Here is a 19,433-nt window from a genome sequence, read left to right as displayed (position 1 = left end):
GGAACATTTGGAAGCTTGAAATGGCCGATTCATTGGCCGCTGTATAGCCAAGCGTCTGGGCAGACAACGCGCCGCTCGTTCGCAGTATTTGGATCCAGCCGGCGGATCCCTTTTTCAGGAGTCCCCAATTAAGCAAGAGTGCCGCAAAAGACCTCATGTAAAAGGCATAAGACTTAGCAGAAACTTTGGTCAGCATTCTGCGATTACAGCCGGCCTAGGCCTTGCAAAGGGAGATTGGATCGTGGTTATGGATTGCGATCTTCAAGATAGACCTGACCAAATTTCAACCTTGTACAGCAAAGCACTAGAAGGCTATGACATTGTATTTGCCAGGCGTCGTGTGAGGAGAGATTCCAGGTTGAAAAGAATTTATTCACGCGCATTTTACTCTGTGTTCAGCTATCTTACTGGGACTGCACAGGACGCGGCAATCGCAAACTTTGGAATCTACCAAAAGAAGGTTATTGACGCCGTCTTAAGCATGGATGACAATATACGTTATTTCCCTGCAATGGTCCAATGGGTAGGCTTTAAATCGACGCGAGTGGATGTCGAGCACTCGCCAAGAGCACAGGGAGACTCGACTTATAACCTAGGAAGATTGTTACGCTTAGCAGTGAACAATATTGTATCTTTTTCAGACAAGCCCCTGCGACTTGCTGCTCAAGGTGGCTTGATATTATCGGCCGCCTCATTTGCGATAGGCCTATTTTATCTAGCAGGTTATTTATTCGGCGTGATCAAGGTTGCCGGCTTTGCGAGCCTGATCATTTCAATTTGGCTTACTGCTGGAATAAATATTTTCGTCTTGGGCCTCGTTGGAATTTATGTCGGAAAGGCTTTTGAGAAAATAAAAGGCAGGCCCATTTACATCATTGATGAGGAAGCCGGTAGTGGATGAGGCGGTCAGATACCTTGCCTGGGATAGTCAGTTTTTCGACAAGCGAGTCGGGGTTTTTGATATGCGGGCCAATAAGTCATTAGAACTCGCATTAGGGCTTGCCGTTCAGAAGCGATATGAGCTTATATACATTTATAGTCCTTTTGCTATCAAAGAGACTTTGATAAGTCAATACTCTTTGCTTGACGTTGGCGGCCATATCACATTTACCAAAGATATTTCCCATCATGAAGTGAGGAAAGTTAAACTTGCTTCAGAGATCAGTGAATATCAACGCGATGATCCAACACCCGAGTTGCTAAGGATCGCCCTTCTAAGCGGGCACTTGTCTAGATTCAAGATTGATTTCTTACTGCCTATCGGCAGCTTTGAAAGGCTATATGAGACTTGGCTTGCAAAAACACTTGGGAATCGGCCTAATGCCGCTATCTATACATATCAGGCCGACGGGAGGATTGCAGGCTTTATCACAGCTGAGTGGAATAATTCAAAGTGCACAATAGGTCTTCTCGCAGTGCTAGAGTCATATCAGGGGCAAGGTATTGGGGCAAGGCTAATAAAGCACGTTGAAGATGCCTGCATGGCAAATAAAGTCATCTCAATTGAGGTGAAGACTCAGCTATCAAATGCCAGTGCAAGAGCGCTGTACCTTAAAAACTTTTTTGCTGAGCAGGATCGCTCATTTTTATACCATGCCCACATTGTTGAACAGTCGGAACAGTAAGATTCACTATATGAATGGAGATTGTAAGTGACTAGCAAGCGGCTCGCTTGGCAACTGGCCCGTTACGGGATTGTCGGTCTGGCATCCAATGGGTTGGCTTATGGTTTCTATCTTCTCATAACATTTCTTGGAGTTGCTCCTGAAGCGACTGCTGCTGGAATCTATCTTGTAGGGGCATCCAGTAGCTATCTAGGCAATTACAAATGGACTTTTGCCTCTAAGAGATCCCACGCTTCTGCTCTCCCTAAATTTGTTGCTGTCCATATCCTTGGCTTTTCAGTTCAACTACTACTCATCTCCTATCTCTATCGCAATATTGGTTTGAGGCATCAGCTGGCGCAGCTCGTCACAGTTGGCTGCGTTTCGATAATTCTGTTTCTTTCTTTTAAGTATTACGTCTATCCTCAGCAAAATACCCGCTCTACGCGAGGGAGTACGTGATCCCATTCAACAAGCCCTTCCTCACCGGTAAGGAGCTCCATTACATCTCCGAGGCCCATGCCCGTGGTCAGCTGGCAGGCGATGGCTACTTCACCAAGAAGTGCAATAGCTGGCTGGAAGAGAAGACCGGCAGTCACAAAGCCCTGCTTACGCACTCCTGCACTGCAGCACTGGAGATTGCCGCCATCCTGGCCGACATCCAGCCGGGAGATGAGGTCATCATGCCTTCCTACACCTTTGTGTCCACGGCCAATGCCTTCGTGCTCCGCGGTGGGGTGCCTGTCTTCGTGGACATCCGTGAAGACACCCTCAACATCGACGAACGGCTAATTGAAGCGGCAATTACACCACGTACCAAGGCGGTCGTGCCAGTCCACTACGCCGGTGTGGCCTGCGAGATGGACACGATCATGGCGATTGCCCGCAACCACAACCTGCTGGTAATCGAAGACGCGGCCCAGGGGGTGATGGCCACCTACAAAGGGCGGCCACTGGGATCCATCGGAGATTTGGGCTGCTACTCTTTCCATGAAACCAAGAACATCATCTCCGGCGAAGGCGGAGCCCTGCTGATCAACAATCCTGCCTTCGCTGAAAGGGCTGAAATCATCCGCGAAAAGGGCACCAACCGCAGCCAGTTCTTCCGCGGCCAAGTCGACAAGTACACCTGGGTCGACATCGGCTCCTCCTACCTCCCTGGCGAACTGATCGCTGCTTTTCTCTGGGCCCAGATGGAGGAGGCTGAGGCGATTACTGCAAAACGCCTGGAGATCTGGAATCACTATCACCAGTCGTTTGAGGACTTGGAGGCATCAGGACGGCTGCGCCGACCGGCAATTCCTGAGGAGTGCAGGCATAATGCTCATATGTATTATCTACTCTTGCGCGATCTTGAGGATCGATCGGCATTTATCACACAAATGAAGGAGCAGTCGATTGACTGTGTTTTTCACTATGTACCTCTTCATTCATCAGGATTTGCCCGGGATAAGCCAAGGGCTTCTGCTGCGAAGTTGGAGCTGACGTCTACGCTTTCGGAAAGGCTTGTGCGCTTGCCTCTTTGGATTGGATTGTCCGGGCAGCAAAGAAATGTTATTCAATCGGCCAGCAGCAGCTTATCTTCCTAGCATCTACTATTATTATTCCATTTGGGCTTATGTGGATCTCTTCTAGGCTATCCATTTCTAAGCGTTTTTGGCTGGCTTGGTCGGCTTGGATACTTCTAGTTCTGGGAATTCATGCGCTCACCCTCTCAATCTCTCCTCCTGTCTGGCAAGACGAGGTCCAGATTATTGATTTTGGCAGGAGCGCAATTGATCCTGGCACCGATTGGTCTATCAGCTGGAATGCTACCGAAGGTTCAGCGGTTGTAAATCCTTTATATCTTGGCGGGCTGGTTCAGAATATCATTTTCTCTCTCTCTTATTATAACGTGTCATTTCCTAGGCTATTCAGTGTTATTGGCGCCATTGCTGCATCCTCATCGTGCCTTTTTTTCTTGCTTTCCTTAGGACATGATCGGCTTCGCTCTGGAGTTCTGAGCTCAATCTTTCTGCTTGACCCAATTTTCGTCGCTGGATATCGAGGCGACAGGGTTGATTGCTGGGTCATAGCAGCGGCATTTGTTTCTTGCACTGTTCTTCAAGAGTCTTCTGATCGCTCTAGCTCAGTCAAGAAAAGTATGCCTAGTATATATCATCTTTTGGTTGCTGGTGCAATCTCCGCCATAGGTCTTTCCATTTGGTTCAGCTTTGTCCTATTGTTCCCGCTGGTTATATGGCGGATCACAAGTCTTGCCTTGGGATGTGAGCATAGGAGACTTTTATCCAGCACACTGAATCTAATAACAGCAATGCTTCTCTGGCTAGTAGGGTTTGCAATCTGCTTCTTCCTGATCCAGATTCCCATTTTGGCTGGCCAGCCCAGTGCATACCGCGACTTGTTTGCTGCTGCAAGTCGAGTTGCAACTTCACCAAACTCTGTATCCGTATTTACGACTTTCTTGGCCTCCTTTTCCAGAAATCCCTTTCTTCTTCTGCTTGCTGCAATTGCCCTATTCCTCCGGCCAAGGCTGGATTTTCTTTTCTTCGCAGCCATTGCTCTCGCAGGTATTCTCAAGAGCTCTGTCTACGACCATCGGGTTGTGTATTTTCTCCCTTATCTAATTGTGCATTGCTCTTTATCGATGCATAGATTCTTGTCGACTGATTCTTCTAGGGCTGCCCATTCGTGGATCCGGTTTGGTGTCGCTTCGATTATATGGACAGCGCTTGTGGTTTCAATTGCTGTTTCGTTGGTGCTTCGCCCTGTCAATGCATTTGCTACACGAGACGTTCGTCAGTTGTCATTGCTTGACAATGTTGCTATTCAGGCAGTGGGCAAACAGGCAGCGAACGTACTCATGGAGCCTTGGGAGTTTTATGTGCCTGGTCGCAAGCTGGGTTGGAAGATGTATAAGCCTTATTTCCAGGATTTCTCGGCGGCCCAAATGTTAGAGATGGACTATATTATAACCACGCCTTCGAGTTCCTTGATGACTCGGCTACCAATTAGTGATTTTACCAGGGTTGGGGATATCTGGATCGATCGAGCCGCTGGCGATGAAAGGATCTCAGCGCCAAGAGCACCTGGATATGGCCCATATCTTATTTTCAAGAATCACCTGAAAAGTGATCCTTCTGATCCTCTGTCTGGCACTGGTTTGCGCTGAGGTAGGTTATTTGATTTGTACGTGGTCTGAGTCTGGTGATTCTGTCCGGCCGGAGCAGAGATTTTGACTGAAGTTGTCTGAGGCCCGACTTTGCCTCTCGTTTTCTGTAATGCTATTGCCTCCACGGGTATAGATCTTCACCAAATAAACAAGCAGCTGGCGAAACAAGCAGCTGGCGGGCAGATCATGTGCGGCAAGGCCAGAGCAGGCCGCGATTGGGACGGCCTGAGCCGCCACCAGCTCCGCCGCCACTGCCGCCATCACCCACGCCGCCGACCCAGGTTCCAGCAGCGGAGCCTGCTGCGGGGCTGGCGCGACCAACCGCCCCCATGTGGTGCAAGTTGCTGATGAAGTCGGGTCAGACCGGCAGGAACTGCCTGGTGCCACCAGTCCTCCCTTCCACGAGGTTGAGCTCGTTGCTCTCCCGCCACTGGCTCGGGCGCAGCCGGGACCCACAGCCACACATCCCGGTCGGTGGAGCGCTGGACCAGCTGCAGCATCACCCCATCGGGGAAGGACACCTTCCCGAAATGGGTGGTGGGTCCAATGAGGCTGGTGCTGCCAATGGACAGCTGGGGCGGCAGCTGCACAAGGGCCGGCGGCGTGTTGAACAGCACCTGGGCCTCAAGGCTCCTCTCAAAGAAACCCAGCGCCATGCGGCTGCGCAGCTGCTGGCTGCCGGTGGGGGATAGCGGACAAGAAGAGAGAAGAGAAGCTGGTGAAATGCTTGCCGGTATTCCCCAGCAGTACGGCCTGGCCACAAAACTGCCATTTGGCCCTGCGGAGGATCGCGATCGAGTACAAGCCTCTGGTGCCAGGGCTCTTGTAGAAATCGTGGCAACTGTCGCGGTGAAGGACCTCATTGCCGCCAATGGTCTTGAGCACCCAGTAGAAGAACTCCGCTCCGGGCGTTGTGTCCTGGGCGATCAGCAGCACAGCGCCGACTGTGGTGTACCTGCTGGTGGTGTCTGAGCTGGGCCTCACGGCCGTGGGGACAGGGAGGGAACACCATGGAATCGACCCGGCCCGTGCTCTGGCAGCAGCTGATAACGCTGGAACGGCTGGCAGCCATGGCCTGATCGACGGTGCCCGAAGGAACCCTCATCCCACCTCCACAAACCCCGGCCGCTCGCCACCGCCGAGGATCCAGCGGTAGAGCTCGAGGGTCTGCTGGGCCACGCGGGGCCAGCTGTAGCGGGCGGCCACCAGGTCGCGGCCGGCGGCGCCCATGGCGGCGCGCTCGGCGGGGCTGAGGGCGAAGAGTTGCCGGAGCGCGCTCGCCAGGGCGGCCGGATCGGGTGGGGCAGACAGGGCGGCGCCGGCGCTGAAGGCTTCGGGCAGGTTGCAGGCGGCGCTGAGCAGGCAGGGCAAGCGGTGGGCCATCGCTTCGAGGGCGGCCATGGGCAGACCTTCGGAGAAGGAGGGCAGCACGAAGGCGGAGGCGGCGGCAAGCACGGCGGCCTTCTCGGCGCCAAAACAGGGGCCGAGCACCGTCACGCGGGCCAGCTCGCCGCGGGCCTGGGCGGCCGCCACCCGGCGCGCCAGGGCGCCGTGATCGCCGTAGCCCACCAGGGCCAGATGCCACTGCTCGCGGGCGGCTTCGGCCTGCACGAGCTGCCAGGCGGCCAGCAGGGGATCGAGGCCCTTCTTCTCGTGAAAGCGCGACAGAAACAGCAGCACCCTGCCGGTGCCAGGGCTCCAGGGAAGCGAGGGAGGCGCCGGGAGCGCGGCATCCAGATCGGGGAGGCTCACGGCATTGGGAATGATCGCCACGGGCGTGCGGATCCCCTGGGCGCGGATGGCCTCCCGTTCGGCCGCCGTGACGGCCTGCACGGCGCCGGCGCGCTGGAGATTGCCGCGCTCGAAGATCCTCCAGGCGGCCCGCTTGCGCCAGCGGCGCTGGGCCAGGGCCCAGGGATCGAGCATGCCTTGCGGCGCAACCACCGTGGGCAGGCCCGGCCGTCTGGCGATCAGACGGTTGGGGGCACTCCAGAGGCCGTGCACATGCACCAGATCGGGTGCAAAACGGCGCAGTTCGCTGCGCAGATCATCCGGGGCTGCCAGCCAGCGCACGGCTGCGGCTGCTCCAACGGCAGGCGCCTGCCTCTGGGCCGCACTCATCTCCTCCACGATGAGGGAAATGCCGCCATCGGCAGCGCCGCGAATCCGGCTGAGGTGAGCGATGCGCATGGCGAGGCCGGATCAGTCAGCCAGGGGAAGCCTGGCGTGCAGCGGTGGCCTGGCGGGCAGCGGCGGCCGGGCGTAGCGGTAGTAGAGCCAGAACAACGGCAGCGACCCGAACACGAACGTGACCAGCACCTGCGGCAGATAGCCCCTGGAGATCCACATGTAGAGAAGCCCGCAGGTTGTGACGTAGGCCACCTGCGCCAGGGTTTCGTGCCGTCGCAAGGTGAACCAGTTCCAGAGGCAGCGCAACAGCCAGCCGCTCAGCAGCCCCACGAGCACCACGGATGGCCAGCCAAACATGAGGTAATACTCGGCATAGTTCAAGGCGGCCTGTCCGGTTGCGAACACATCGGAGTTGAACAACGCCGAAAGGGCGTTGGACAGGTAGTCGAAGGAGTTCTTCTGATCCCAGATCGCCCTGGGGATCGGAAACAGCAGAGCGGAGATCAGGGGCTGGAAGCCAACGAAGGGGTACCCAACAGGTGAATTCTCGATCAGACCGCCTGTGATCAGGAAGACACTGCTTTCATTGAAGCCGATGCTGAACAGCTCGCCCACGCCAAGATCGGCGGCCTGCTCAAGGCTGAGGCCAGCGCCATAACTTCTGGTCTGCTCGATGAACCCTGAGAGCAGGAGCAAGAGTGCGGCCGTAGGGGCCAGCACGCGGATGGAGGGGGCCCTGCCGCGGGCCAGATACCAGAGCAGCACCATCGGCACGAGCAGGGTGACGATGCGCCAGCGAAATCCGAGACTGATGAAGGTGGACAAGGCCACGAATGTCCACAGCATCCAGGGCAGGGCCTGCTGCCGGCTGCGCACCCAGGCCGTGAACTGGAGCAGGATGCCGGGAATCAGGAGGTTGAAGGCTGTGGTGGCGTAGTTCGTGAAGGGGCCCAGGTCAAGGCCAGTGAGTTGAAAGAATCGGGAGCCGAGCACGTCGGTGGGGTTGAGCAGGGCGATGACCCGGAGCCCATTCACCAGAGAAAAGGATACGAAGCCCACCCAGCACAACTTCACCCCCAGCGAACGGGCCAGACGGGTGTCGAAAGGCGGTGCAAACCGCCGGGCTGGGCGCCAGGAGCTGAACAGTCCATAGCCGAGCCGCAGGGAGAGATAGAACACCAGCGCCCCAGCCCAGCCATACACGGCGGCAAAGCGGAAGTTCAGCGTCACGTGGAACCAGTCGTTGCTGGCGACGCGCTGCAGCGGCCCCACCACGCAGTAGTAGGAGAGAAAGAGGATCACGAACACCGGCGGCTGGTAGATCGCCAGGGGATCACGCCTGGAGGCGAAGGCCAGCAGGTCGGCCGCGAACACGGCGATCAGGCTGCCCAGCAGGAGGAGTTCGGTGCCGGTGAGGGCGGCGGTGGGATCCATCAGGGCGCGGCTGAGGTGGACAGCAGGGCTGCGGCGAGCTGATCGAGCCCGAAGGCAGGGCGCAGCAGGGGTCGCGGCAGGGTGGCGGCCGTGGCCATGGCCTCGCGGATGGTGGCCGCGAGGGTGGGGGGCTCGAGATCCTCCAGCAGCCAGCCGTTGAGGCCGGCACGCACCACCTCGCCGCAGTGGCGGGAGGCGATCACGGGACAGCCATGGGCGAGCGCTTCCAGCTGGGTGAGGGCGAAGCCATCGGAGAGGGTGGGCAGGATCATGGCATCGGCAGCCCGGTAGAGGGCCGCCACGGCGCTGCGGGGCTGGGGACCGATCCAGCGGATGTTGGGGCGGCCGGCCCAGGCGACGGCATCGAGCTCGCTGGGGCCGGCCAGGGTGAGCTGCACGGGCTGGCCTTCGAGCAGGCGCATGGCCACGAGCAGGCGGGCGATTCCCTTGCGCAGGCCGATGGTGCCCAGGAACAGCAGCTGGAAGTGGCGGGCTCCGCGGCCGTCGCCGACCGTCGCCGGGGGTTGACCGGCGGGCAGCTGCCCCGGCGCAGGCTCATACACGAGCGGGATCAGGCACAACTTGTGCGCCGGCACCCCTTGGCGCTGGAGGCAGCGCAGGCTCCAGGAGGAATTCACCACGATGCGATCGGCGAGCTCAAGCTCCTGGTGCCAGGCCTGCCAGTAGGCCGGCGGTGCCGGCTCCCAGCTGCTGGTCAGGGAGGGATAGCGGCGGTGCTCGACGGCCACCTGGCGCTCTTCCTCCGGGCCAGGATCGATCTGGCCGAGCACGGTGCGCCAGCCCTGCTCACGAGCGAGTACGAGGACAGCGCGGGCGGCGTAGCTGTAGGCAAACAGGGCCTGGGGCTGATCAGCAGCGCCGGCGAGCTGGCGGCGAGCCCAACGCTGAAACTGGGCGTTGCGGGCCATGGTGCGCGCCCAGCCTTGGGCGGTGCCGGGCAAGCGGCCGCGCAGCTCGAAGGCGAGGCTGCGCAGGCTGGGGGCACGCACAGCGGCCTGAACAAGGTCGGGGTGAAAGCGACCGGCGAGGCGGCGAGCCTGGGGAATCCGGGCCAGGAGCGAACCGGGCCGCACCCAACAGTCGGTGATCAGCTGGCGGAGCTGGCCCTGGCGGTGCAGCGCGCGTGCCACGGCGTAGTGCTCGCGAGCGCCGATCTGCACACACAGCCAGCCAGAGGAGTTCACAGCAGCGCTCAGCTCTGGCCAAGGAGCGAACACAGGCCCTGTCCGAAGGACAGGGTGGGACACCTGGCCGCAAGCAGCCGCTCACTCATCTGCCCCATCTGCTGACGTTGCTGAGCGTTGAGGGCCAGGAAGCGCAACAGGGCCAGGGAGATGGAAGCAGTGCTGGTGGGGTCGAAGCGATAGCCGTTCACGCCATCGTCCAGCAGTTCCTCAGCCGCACCCACATTGCTGCTGCTGAGAATCGGCAGCCCTGCCGCCATGGCCTCATTGATCACCAGGCCCCAGGGCTCGGCGAGGGCAGGGTGAACCAGCGCCAAGGCATGGGCATAGAAGCGCGGCAGCTCCTCGATCTGGCGAAATCCCGGAAACAGAACCCTGGGCTCCTGTGCTGGGCCAGCATAGGCTTGTTCGTCCCATGGGGCTGCGGGGAGAGTGGGGAGGCCGTTTGCCGTGCAGAGGCCTTCCAGGGCCTGGCGCTGTTCACCATCACCTAGCAAACAGAGATCAGCTCTGGTGTGAGCTGTCGAGGATGCCGAAGCTTCAGCGAAGGCCTCGACCAGCCTGGGAAGGTTCTTGCGGGGGATGAATCTGTTAGAGGCCAACAGATAAGGGCGCGGCTGGTGAGCCGCATCGCGTTGGGCAAGGCGCCAGCGCGATGCTTCTGTTGCAAAGAAGCGATCATCCACCACGTCATAGCCGGTGGTGATCGGCCCCTGAAAGCCAAGTTTGCGCAGGTAGGCCTGATGGCTTCTGCCACCAACCAGCGCGGCGTCAAACGCGCGGACCCGACGTGCCTTGAGCCGTTCCTTCCACCAGCTGCGGTTGCCGTCAGCCTCGCGCGTTTCACTCATGAGGATCGACCGAGCACGATGGCGGCGGCACCATCTGAGACATGACAGGGCATCAGGCTGCGCCCAGCCGGCGATGGCCACAGCAGATGGCTGCAAACGGTCGAGAGTTCTCGCTATACCTTGCCTCAGGTGCCGTAATGAGATTTGCTCGGCCGAGCGGTCAGGGAAAACCGTAATTCGCTGCAAATCCGACTCTAAATTGGTGGACTTCCACGCATAGGTGGAATCGAGGCTGGCTGTTTCCAGGCCCACCACGTCCCAACCCTGGGCAGCGAGCACATCGCGAGCACTGCCAAGCCTAGCCAGGTGATAAGGGCCGAAGCGAATAAAGTGGATAAAGAGGCGATGGCTGTGTGCAGGCAGCGGTTCGTTCAGTTTTGGCACTGATCTTGAATAACAGGAATTGGAACCCCTGAATTAGCGATTTCAAAAAGCTGATGCATTTCAGATAAGAACATTGCGAGCAGGGGTAGCGAGGACCGACTCAACGAAGCGATACAATAAAAGCTCTTACGCTTCGGTCGGGCAAGGGAGGAACTAGTGCATATATATACAGGAACAATTGATATAAAGAAAAGGTGGTGAAGCATCCTGCAGCCTGTATCAAGCAGGCATGCCGCTCAAGATCGAACCCGTTGGCCCCCCACTCAAGGGCATGCACAAAGAGCCTCTTTGCAATCCGCAGTTCTAGGCGACTATCACGTCGCCGAGCGAGCGAAGCAGTGGTCAGTATAGATTTGCATGCAGCCATAACACTCCGGACATAGTCAGGCCGGAAGGCAGTTGCACCGACGCGCGCCCCTTCGTGTTGACGCCAATACCCAACGATGGCGTCTACAAATACACCCTTGGCTCCGGCTATTTTAACGCGCGCTTGGTACTCCCAGTCTTGGGAGCCGGTTAGGGAAGAATTCCATAGCCCCACGCGTTGGATGCATGCTCGACGGTAGATGGCGCCCATTGTATGCCAATGATAACCGCCAATCTCAGCGCAAGTGTCAACATATGGCGAGCCAATGGGGGGGCAATGCGGCAACGCTACGAGTGCATCGTCAGTAACAATTACACTGCCATAGACAAAATCAAGAGAGGGGCTCGCCTGTAACACAGCCAACAATTCTGCGATACCTTCAGGGAACGGCTGGTCGTCTGAATCGAGAAACATGATGCAGTCACCACGAGCCTCGGAAATACCACGATTGCGAGCAACTGGTGCACCTTCGTTCTTCTTCAGCCGGTAATAGCGGACCCGATCCGTGCCATATTTTCGCTCTAGCTGAGTACACACTTCTCTTGTATTATCACTCGAACAGTCATCGACCACAATTACCTCGACCGCGCCCACAGGCAAATCCATAAGCGGTGTCACGCAGTCGAGCAGGAAAGGGGCGCGATTGTAGGTAGGACAAATTACACTGAGCCTCATGCACTAATGTGAGTGGTCTTATAGAGAAGTTGCAGCAACACACTACGCTCAATCTCCCAGGTGAAATTCTGCGCATGCTTGCTAGCTTCTACACTCATCCGGCGCCGCATATCATGATTGGTAGCCAGACTTAGTAGATTCTCCGCCATGGCCACTACATCACCTTCCTCGCTCAATAGGCCAGCTACACCTTCCCGAACCAAATAGGGAATTCCGGAATGCCTAGTAGAAACGACCGGCACGGAACGAGCCATTGCCTCTAGTATCGCCACAGGAGCACCTTCCTGGTCTCCTGTTATTGGGTCAGAAAGACTGTGCTGAAGAAAAATGGCTGCTTTGCCGATCGCCTCTAAGGTCTTGGCGTGAGGAAGCGCACCAACAAGTGTGACTCTCTTGCCTAGGGGGTGCTGCTCACAAAGTTCTCGAACCTGACCAAGCATTGGCCCATCACCGACCATGGTCAACACGATATCTGGGCAACGCTCGGCGGCAATAAGAAAGGCTTTCAACGCGAGCAGTGGCCCCTTCTTTGCAACCATGCGTCCCGCAGTGACGATACGTACCTGATGCTCGGATTCGTGCGATTCGGGCCGATCAGGCGAAAGATCGACGCCGTAAGGATAGGCATGGATCGGAACGCTGTTGAGGCCGATCGCTCGCAACCGGGCCGTCTGGTATTCCGTAGGCACCACAATGGAATCAGCAGACTCAAGTACTTGGTATCGACGTTTCCACTGATCTTGCTCCAGAGATGAGGAAAGGTCATATCCGTGCCCGCGCACCACATGTCTGAGACCCAAGCGAGCGACCACGTCCTGCACCGTGGCGCCAGCAACGAGATATTGGCTGAAGACTGCCGTTACTCCATTCTGTCGCAAGAAGTTCATGAGACTTGCCGCCATGAAGGGATCCCCAAAAAGGGATTCGATGCCCGCCAACTTCTGCACCGCACGCCAAGCCTTGGCCAACTTGCGAGACCCTCCGAAGGCTTGCTCTGGGAAATAAGTAGGGGCATCAAGACCCCAAGCGTCCGCACCATGATAGAAATGCACCATGACTACATTGCCCGGATCAAGCATCTCCGCGTACCTCCGGATGAAGGTCTCAGTCGGTTGGCCTGAGTGAGGCACTACAATCGCCAGCCGTCTGCGGATCGGCACGTCAATAGTGTGCAATCTGATCGAATCCATGCCTTTGATAGACACCGATTTGCTTTCTAGCGATCACCCCCGCACCGTGCCGGGAGTCCACCCAGCGGTGCAGCGCATCGGACAGTTGAATTGTTGGACGCCCCTCCAAAATAACCGCGCGCAAGGCATCAAACATCGCCGCAAAATCTCCATTTTGCACGAGATGACAGTTCGCATATGGGCATACTGCCTCTGGCGTGCCACCTGTGGAAAAGGCCACCACTGGTATCCCGCAAGCCTGCGCTTCGAGCAGTGCCATACCGAATGTCTCCATGGCTGAGGGCGAAACAAAAATATCCATGGCACGGTAGTAACACAACAGATCATGCGCACCCTCAACAAGCCCGGCAAACCGATGATCCACGCTGCTTGGCATGGGAATCCGACCATCGCCAAGGATGAGAAAAGTGACGTTCGACAACGGCTGCCATCCGACGGGAAGAGCAGCAAAGAACTGCCCAATACCCTTTGCCAAATCCGTCACCGCGCGAGCAGAGAGGCCGATGACGTAGCGTTCCGGTGCGATGCCGAACTGGGCGCGCAACGCCCTACCGTCACCATCCGGTCGAAAAACTCGATCCACGATGGGGGGCACCACGGGGATATCACTCGTTTGACCATAAATGCTGCTGCGCTTCATGAGAGCAGCCATCCACTCGCTGTTGGCTACAGGCTGTACGCGGCGCTCCAATGCGAAGCGCTGCTTGGCACCGTGATCCAGCTGCGCCCAGCCTCGAACAGCGGGAGGCAAAATAGGACATCCTCTACATCCTTCCTCGAAGCGATCGCACCCCGTGTAGACCACGCATCCGCCGGTGAAGAGCCACGGATTGTGCGCCGTCCAAAAAACCATCGCGCCATCCGGGATTAGGTCTTGCAGTCCGGCAAAGCCGATAAAACCCGTAACGCTGTGCAAGTGCACGGCATCAGCGCGCCTAATCGAAGGATGACTTCGCCACCGTGTCTGCCGCAGGAAAGAATGCATCGTCTGCGTGGCACAGCGATGGAGCACACCGGCCAGCACGCGATCAAACAGCGGCCACCCACCACCCCTCGGTTGCAAGGCTCCAGCCTCGGTGCTCAGTACGCTGCTGGGGTGTCCGGCTTGGGAAAGTGCATCGCTAAGGCGCTTGGCATAAATCCCTCCGCCTCCCACTAGCGATTTGGTTAGGTGATAAATCAACTCTCGATCAAGACTTAGACATGAGAAGCAAGGATGCCCTCCGCAAGCGTGCGCAAACCCTTTTGCAGAGAACGACGATCTCCTCTCTCCATACCGCCCACCAAGCTCCAATCTCACTCCTGGTTCGGCGGTAATGTTCTAGGCGTGCAATGGTGAATGCCCGCGAATAGGCGCGGTGATTCAGGATGAGCGGCTTTTGCCCAGGAAAATGGGCGACGCGGGGTCGCGAGATCTGGCGGGGAAAACGCCAACCACAATCTTCAGTATCGATTTCGATTTCTCTGGTTCCGTGGTGCCGTACGAGATACTGCAGATCCGCCCAGTCAACCCGTCGGACGCCTCGCTGGGCTGCGCTATGTACCATATAGTTCAATTGCCCTTGATCACCAAATCTGAAGAGTGGATCAGGTGCGAGTTCGTTCCACGCCCGAACACGCTGCCAATCCTCGAAAGAAAAACAGTTCCGCCGGCAAGCATAAACCCCGGCTGAGAAATAAGGCCAGCCGCGCCACTCGAATTCCGGGTCAAGGACCATCAGCTGATCCAGATCAAAATAGAAATGAGGCAACCAGGTTGGCACGTCCGTGGCGCTTGGTTCAACGGAGACTTCGCTCCAAAAGATCTGGAAGTCTAAATCCCGCCTGACTTTCCAGGTAAAATCTCCCCAAACGATGGCATCAGAGTCCATCCAGACATAAAACTCAAATGGCCCCTCCCACATGGCAGCCAGCTTGATGCAGTAGTTGCCGGACACCAACTTGCCCATCTCCTTGTCAGGCAAATCGCGCGGCCGGAGGACAATGAGGTCATATTCAAGCTGCAGGTCATCTACCATGACGTCACCATCTGCCAAAAGGCAAATCGGCACCTCTGGGCAATAGTGCCGCATGCTTGCAAGGGTGGCTTGGTCCATGAATTTGTCACCGGGATGGCAGGCGGTCACAAAACCGAAGGGCGCAAGAATTTCCATTAAGGTCGAAATGGGCGTGTTGACACCGTCATTTCCCCGCGCTGAAACCAGCGCAAGTGTCGATTGACTGGCGCAAGCACATCGTAGGTATCGAAGTTGTCCTCGATGAAGTAGACAAAGCGCTCGGCCATGTGCGGCATGAAGTTCTCAAAAGTTGTTTTGATGGACTCGATCGAGTGGCAACCGTCATCAATAGCCACATCAACCTTGGTACCGCCCAAAACATTCTTGAGAATCAGCGCAGATCTCCCGAGGTCTAGCTGGTCAAATTCATACAGTTCCGGGCGGTTGGCCGAAAAAGCACCAGCAGCTTCAAGCTCAGCACGATTCGCGGCAAAATTCCTCAAGTCGATATCGAACCCGATGACTCGAGCGTTGGGGAAAAGGTCACACCAGATGGCCAGGCCGCTTCCGTTAAGGATACCCACCTCGACGAGGGTGAGCGACTGTTCGCGTCGCGGCAAAAGCGATTCTAGGAACTCCTCATAGATGACACCATATCGGTGGAAGAAAGGTGACATACGATCTCCACCGCGATTGGCCTTGCTTGCCACACCAATGTTGAACCCCCCGTATGTTGTTTCTGTTAGCGCGAGCCATTGCCAGCTTCCCACAGGAAAGGCCTCTCTCGGCTTGGACAGCCATGATTCATCGACACCGAAAACTCTATCGTGGAACTTTCCTACAAAATAAGCCGGCGCCCTACGCCACATGCGTAATCTTCTTTTAAGGAGCTGATTCAAAATCACATTGGCATGAACCAGACATGGCTGGCACTTTACCTCGGGTCGCCCTGAGAAATAAGGGGGTGCACGAATCCCAAGATCAGACACACTGGATTCCTACACTGGCTGAAGCAGGTGATTGATCTGTTCCCTGTCAAGGAGAGCATGTGATCCATCTCTACTTCCTTGGATCGGTAAATAGCCTAATTCGGGAGCATCACTCCGTTGATCATGGGGCCGCGAGTAATACACGCCGTACGAGGAATAGATTCGTCAGCCCTGACAGCACTTTCACCTTGTAGCGCGTTACTGATCCATACTACGCTACCTGGCCTTCTGAAAGCGGAACGTTACTTGAGCCGCGACACACATTCTCATCCTTGGAGCGGAATTTGGACACAAAGTCTTCAATGACATCTCTGCATAATCGCAAGCCATGTCGTTCATCTAGTCAACGAGATAGAGGCAAGCAAGAAGGGCTTTCTCGAGGCGAACGCCATTCCTCATTACGGCACTAGACTAGATATAAGCTTATTGCGCAATGCACGTTCTCAAGATGCGGCCCAACAACCCTTATCAGGCCTTCAATTGGATGCACACTATAGAGAATGCTAGTATAGGGCTTGGTGTATTTTCCTTAGTACTTGTTTCAACTCAGATGAGGTTGCCGGGCCCCTTGTCCTCTGTGGCTGGAGCGAAATATACTCCAGCCAGGTGGCAAGAAGTGTCAAAGCCCATTCGAAATCCCCTGAGAGCAACCTGCCAATTATTACTTTAAGATTAGAATACCAGCGGGATAGAACATGTTGGTTCATTGGAAGCGACGTCCATTGAAAGAGAAGGGCATTTCTGAGCAAGAGCCTTTCAACTCCTTTGGATCTAGAAGCCTGCCAACTACCGCCGTGCCGATGGAGCACGATGCTCATGGGTTCAAAAATACAACGCCATCCATTTCTCCAGGCTCGGAAACAAAGATCGACATCCTCGCAATAAGCAGGATAAAATAATCGATCAAAGCCTCCCATTCTGACGAACTTAATCCGATCAACGGCCATAAACCCCCCTGAGGTGAAGAATGTATGGCAACCTGTTTGGATTGTGCAATCATAAGGCCAGCGGTATGATCCTTTGTGGTGAATTAAGATTGCCGGGCCAGAAATGAATTTTTCGCCATCCCAGTCCATTGAGGATGCTCCGACAGAGAAAACATCGTCATTTACAAAATACTTGACAAGCGGAGCCACAAAATTAGGAAGGAGCACGAGGTCGTTATTCAGCAAAACTAAGATCTCAGCTCGTGATTGAAGAGCATATTCGTTGTAGGAAAATAAAAAATCATTTTTTGGGGCTATCCAGACTTCAACTGTCGGGAAAGTTTCCATAATCCATTCTACATCCTGATCAGTGCTGAGGTTGTCGATAACAACCACAGAACATTCAGAGCCGTACAACTCAGATTCCCTTACAGCAGACGGAAGCAAAAACTCCAAATGCTTCCGACCATTGTAGTTAAGAATAACTAGTTCGACTGACTTTTGCTTGCGGTGCATGCATCTCTTTTGGTCGACATGAAGATCTAATCTACTCGTGCATGGAAATAAATTCTGCTACACTACCGTAGAAAAGATCAGCATTATGTTTGATTTTCTCAATCGGCCAATCCCACCAGCGAATTCGCAAAAGTGCAGCTACCTGATCGGCTGGGAGTCGTTGGCGCAATAGTCTTGCTGGAACACCTCCAAAAACGGCGTATGCGGGTACTGCGCAAGTAACTACTCCACCGGCGGCGATCACAGCTCCGTCACCAATATTAACTCCTGACAGAATAATTGCATTTGCTCCAATCCAAACGTCATTTCCAATGCTGATGGGCCCCTTGGAGCCACTATCAGCATGTGGTTCATGGCCAAAGCATAGAGCTCTGAGGGGATACGACGCTACATTATCAGTTTGATGCTCTCCAAAAACGAATCTTACACCATCTGCAATGCTGCAGAACTTCCCAACTTCGACATAATCACTGGGATGATACGCAAAGAAGGTTTCTCTTCTAAAGCCATAGGTATAAGCTCCGATTCGAACCTGCGGATGTCGATAAGGTGGCGCCAGGAGACGGCCAAAGTAGCATCTTTGATACAATAGAGGATTGATTGAATGGGTATTAGATAGATCCACGTCCGAGAGCACCCATTGAAGGGCCCTTAGGGCTAGGCGCTTTAGTATGCTAAGTTTCCTTTCTCTCATCGCTCATCAATCATCTTTGTGATCTCATCGACAAAGATAGTTTGCAAGCGATCTGGGTTGAATATTGTTCTATGCAGGCGTCTCGATGCTGAAGCATAAAGATTTATCTTTTCAGGGTCGTCTCGTAAGCTGTCGATAGACATGAGCACCGCTTCTGGGTTTTGTTTGTCGATGACAACTGCGGCATTTTGTTGGGTGGCGAGCCTGGATGGGGTGCAGTAGTCCGGCCCCCATAGGATTACTGGCTTACCGAAAGCCGCGTAGTCAAGAAACTTGGTTGTGAAGCTAGTCCGCATGAAGAGCTCATATTCCTGCTCAAAACTCATCACCACAAGGCAGGCGTCTGCATCCGCGAGTTCCTGGGCTGCTTTCTCCGGTGGCTTGAAGCCCAGATAGATGCCCTCTCTTCTGGCATAATCAAGATCATCTGAAGGCCAGTCGGCGTTCGGGCCAACGATTCGAATTTCTAGATTTGGGAATTCGCGAGACTTACGAATCAAGGAACACAGCATACGTCCATAGAAGTTCTCCACCGAACCAACGTAGACCAGACGAAACTTCTTATTATTATAGCTTCGTCGCCTGGGCGGAATACGATGCTTGCCGCCAATTGGATAAAGCACATGAGAATTATGATGTGGACCGAGTTCTTCTATCATTCCATCACTCGTGCAGAAGGCTAGATCACATTGGTTATATTGACGGCGGAACCTCCCATTAAGGTATGAAACTGACCAGGCATGGCCATAGTAGCCCTTCATAATAGGAATCCAGTCGAGAAAAAGACCAATTGTGGGAAGACTATGTTGCCGTGCTAATCTTAACGCAATTTCGCCCAGTGAGTTGTCAGCAAGGAACATGATGGCATTGGGGCGAAAATCGGCTATGAGTGCATCAAGCTGCCTGTGCGCCCGTCGACACCAGATGAGACATTCATAGTCTTTAACCCAGGAGGCGACTGATGGGCCAAATCGGGAATTGCGAAGTTTACGAATTAGGAAAGGATATTCTAACGATACATCGATAGCACTCTGAGAATAATTGTTTGCCAATGAGGCAGTCTTGATCTCAAAAGTCCTATGTTCAACCAAGTGGCGATACAGGACAATGCGCACACCATGAACATTTTCAGGCGGTGCAATTGTTATCAGGAGTATCTTATGTCGTTTCATAATCTTGAAATCCGTCTGAACATCAGCAAGGAATTACAGGACAGATGTTAGCGTGATGTGCCGAAAGTGATGATCAGACTAATAATAAGCATATGACGTAATGCTAGGGTCTCTTGATATGACTGAG

At 55.2% G+C, this 19,433-nt stretch carries 19 protein-coding genes; 6 read left to right on the top strand and 13 right to left on the bottom strand.

All coding sequences use genetic code 11. The annotated features are described in order from the left end of the window. Positions 1–196: hypothetical protein (locus tag KBY96_RS16425; protein WP_254979748.1), on the bottom strand; the 196-nt coding region annotated here is incomplete at its 3' end. Here KBY96_RS16425 and KBY96_RS12380 point away from each other — a divergent pair. From KBY96_RS12380 to KBY96_RS12355, 6 genes are all read left to right on the top strand, one after another. After that, positions 128–901 carry a glycosyltransferase family 2 protein gene (locus tag KBY96_RS12380; RefSeq protein WP_254979747.1) on the top strand — a complete coding sequence of 258 codons (774 nt, stop codon included), beginning with the start codon at positions 128–130 and terminating at the stop codon, positions 899–901. The genes KBY96_RS16425 and KBY96_RS12380 overlap by 69 nt on opposite strands. Next, positions 894–1,625, top strand: coding sequence for a GNAT family N-acetyltransferase (locus tag KBY96_RS12375; RefSeq protein ID WP_254979741.1), 732 nt, complete (start codon positions 894–896; stop codon positions 1,623–1,625). The genes KBY96_RS12380 and KBY96_RS12375 overlap by 8 nt, the downstream gene beginning before the upstream one ends. Before the next feature lie 27 nt (positions 1,626–1,652). Then, positions 1,653–2,066 (top strand): GtrA family protein, encoded by a 414-nt coding sequence (locus KBY96_RS12370; RefSeq protein ID WP_254979739.1) that lies wholly within the window; start codon positions 1,653–1,655, stop codon positions 2,064–2,066. Then, entirely contained in the window at positions 2,063–3,193 is a 1,131-nt protein-coding gene (gene rffA, locus KBY96_RS12365; RefSeq protein WP_254979737.1) for a dTDP-4-amino-4,6-dideoxygalactose transaminase, read from the top strand. The genes KBY96_RS12370 and rffA overlap by 4 nt, the downstream gene beginning before the upstream one ends. Next, positions 3,127–4,776 (top strand): hypothetical protein, encoded by a 1,650-nt coding sequence (locus KBY96_RS12360; protein WP_254979736.1) that lies wholly within the window; start codon positions 3,127–3,129, stop codon positions 4,774–4,776. Before rffA ends, KBY96_RS12360 begins: the two co-directional genes overlap by 67 nt. A 474-nt stretch (positions 4,777–5,250) precedes the next feature. Then, complete coding sequence (locus tag KBY96_RS12355; protein WP_254979735.1) at positions 5,251–5,748, top strand: hypothetical protein; 498 nt, start codon at positions 5,251–5,253, stop codon at positions 5,746–5,748. A gap of 129 nt (positions 5,749–5,877) precedes the next feature. Here the strand turns inward: KBY96_RS12355 and KBY96_RS12350 are convergent, their stop codons facing one another. The 12 genes from KBY96_RS12350 to KBY96_RS12295 all read right to left on the bottom strand — a co-directional run bounded on the left by KBY96_RS12350 (position 5,878) and on the right by KBY96_RS12295 (position 19,306). Continuing rightward, positions 5,878–6,966, bottom strand: coding sequence for a glycosyltransferase (locus KBY96_RS12350; protein ID WP_254979734.1), 1,089 nt, complete (start codon positions 6,964–6,966; stop codon positions 5,878–5,880). Between the two features lie 12 nt (positions 6,967–6,978). After that, the gene (locus KBY96_RS12345) at positions 6,979–8,340 is read right to left on the bottom strand and encodes a hypothetical protein (protein ID WP_254979733.1); all 1,362 of its coding nucleotides are present in this window, start codon (positions 8,338–8,340) and stop codon (positions 6,979–6,981) included. After that, the gene (locus KBY96_RS12340) at positions 8,340–9,545 is read right to left on the bottom strand and encodes a glycosyltransferase family 4 protein (protein ID WP_254979732.1); all 1,206 of its coding nucleotides are present in this window, start codon (positions 9,543–9,545) and stop codon (positions 8,340–8,342) included. Before KBY96_RS12340 ends, KBY96_RS12345 begins: the two co-directional genes overlap by 1 nt. Positions 9,546–9,553: 8 nt before the next feature. Then, positions 9,554–10,780, bottom strand: coding sequence for a glycosyltransferase family 4 protein (locus tag KBY96_RS12335; protein ID WP_254979731.1), 1,227 nt, complete (start codon positions 10,778–10,780; stop codon positions 9,554–9,556). Positions 10,781–10,880: 100 nt separating this feature from the next. Continuing rightward, complete coding sequence (locus KBY96_RS12330; RefSeq protein WP_254979730.1) at positions 10,881–11,822, bottom strand: glycosyltransferase family 2 protein; 942 nt, start codon at positions 11,820–11,822, stop codon at positions 10,881–10,883. Then, entirely contained in the window at positions 11,819–12,901 is a 1,083-nt protein-coding gene (locus KBY96_RS12325) for a glycosyltransferase family 4 protein (RefSeq protein WP_254979729.1), read from the bottom strand. Before KBY96_RS12325 ends, KBY96_RS12330 begins: the two co-directional genes overlap by 4 nt. An 82-nt stretch (positions 12,902–12,983) precedes the next feature. Next, positions 12,984–14,168, bottom strand: coding sequence for a glycosyltransferase (locus tag KBY96_RS12320; protein WP_254979746.1), 1,185 nt, complete (start codon positions 14,166–14,168; stop codon positions 12,984–12,986). 34 nt (positions 14,169–14,202) lie between these two features. Continuing rightward, the gene (locus KBY96_RS12315) at positions 14,203–15,165 is read right to left on the bottom strand and encodes a hypothetical protein (RefSeq protein ID WP_254979727.1); all 963 of its coding nucleotides are present in this window, start codon (positions 15,163–15,165) and stop codon (positions 14,203–14,205) included. Further along, positions 15,165–15,914, bottom strand: coding sequence for a class I SAM-dependent methyltransferase (locus KBY96_RS12310; protein ID WP_254979723.1), 750 nt, complete (start codon positions 15,912–15,914; stop codon positions 15,165–15,167). The genes KBY96_RS12315 and KBY96_RS12310 overlap by 1 nt, the downstream gene beginning before the upstream one ends. Before the next feature lie 587 nt (positions 15,915–16,501). Then, positions 16,502–17,440, bottom strand: coding sequence for a glycosyltransferase (locus KBY96_RS12305; RefSeq protein WP_254979721.1), 939 nt, complete (start codon positions 17,438–17,440; stop codon positions 16,502–16,504). Positions 17,441–17,471: 31 nt separating this feature from the next. Continuing rightward, a complete protein-coding gene (locus KBY96_RS16420) occupies positions 17,472–18,077 on the bottom strand; it encodes a CatB-related O-acetyltransferase (protein WP_315859495.1) in 606 nt (201 codons plus the stop codon). Positions 18,078–18,130: 53 nt separating this feature from the next. Continuing rightward, the gene (locus KBY96_RS12295; RefSeq protein ID WP_254979720.1) at positions 18,131–19,306 is read right to left on the bottom strand and encodes a hypothetical protein; all 1,176 of its coding nucleotides are present in this window, start codon (positions 19,304–19,306) and stop codon (positions 18,131–18,133) included. Positions 19,307–19,433: the final 127 nt, after the last annotated feature.

Source organism: Cyanobium sp. ATX 6A2 (genome assembly GCF_024346355.1).
GTDB lineage: Bacteria > Cyanobacteriota > Cyanobacteriia > PCC-6307 > Cyanobiaceae > NIES-981.
This window is presented reverse-complemented; position numbering and strand designations above follow the sequence as displayed.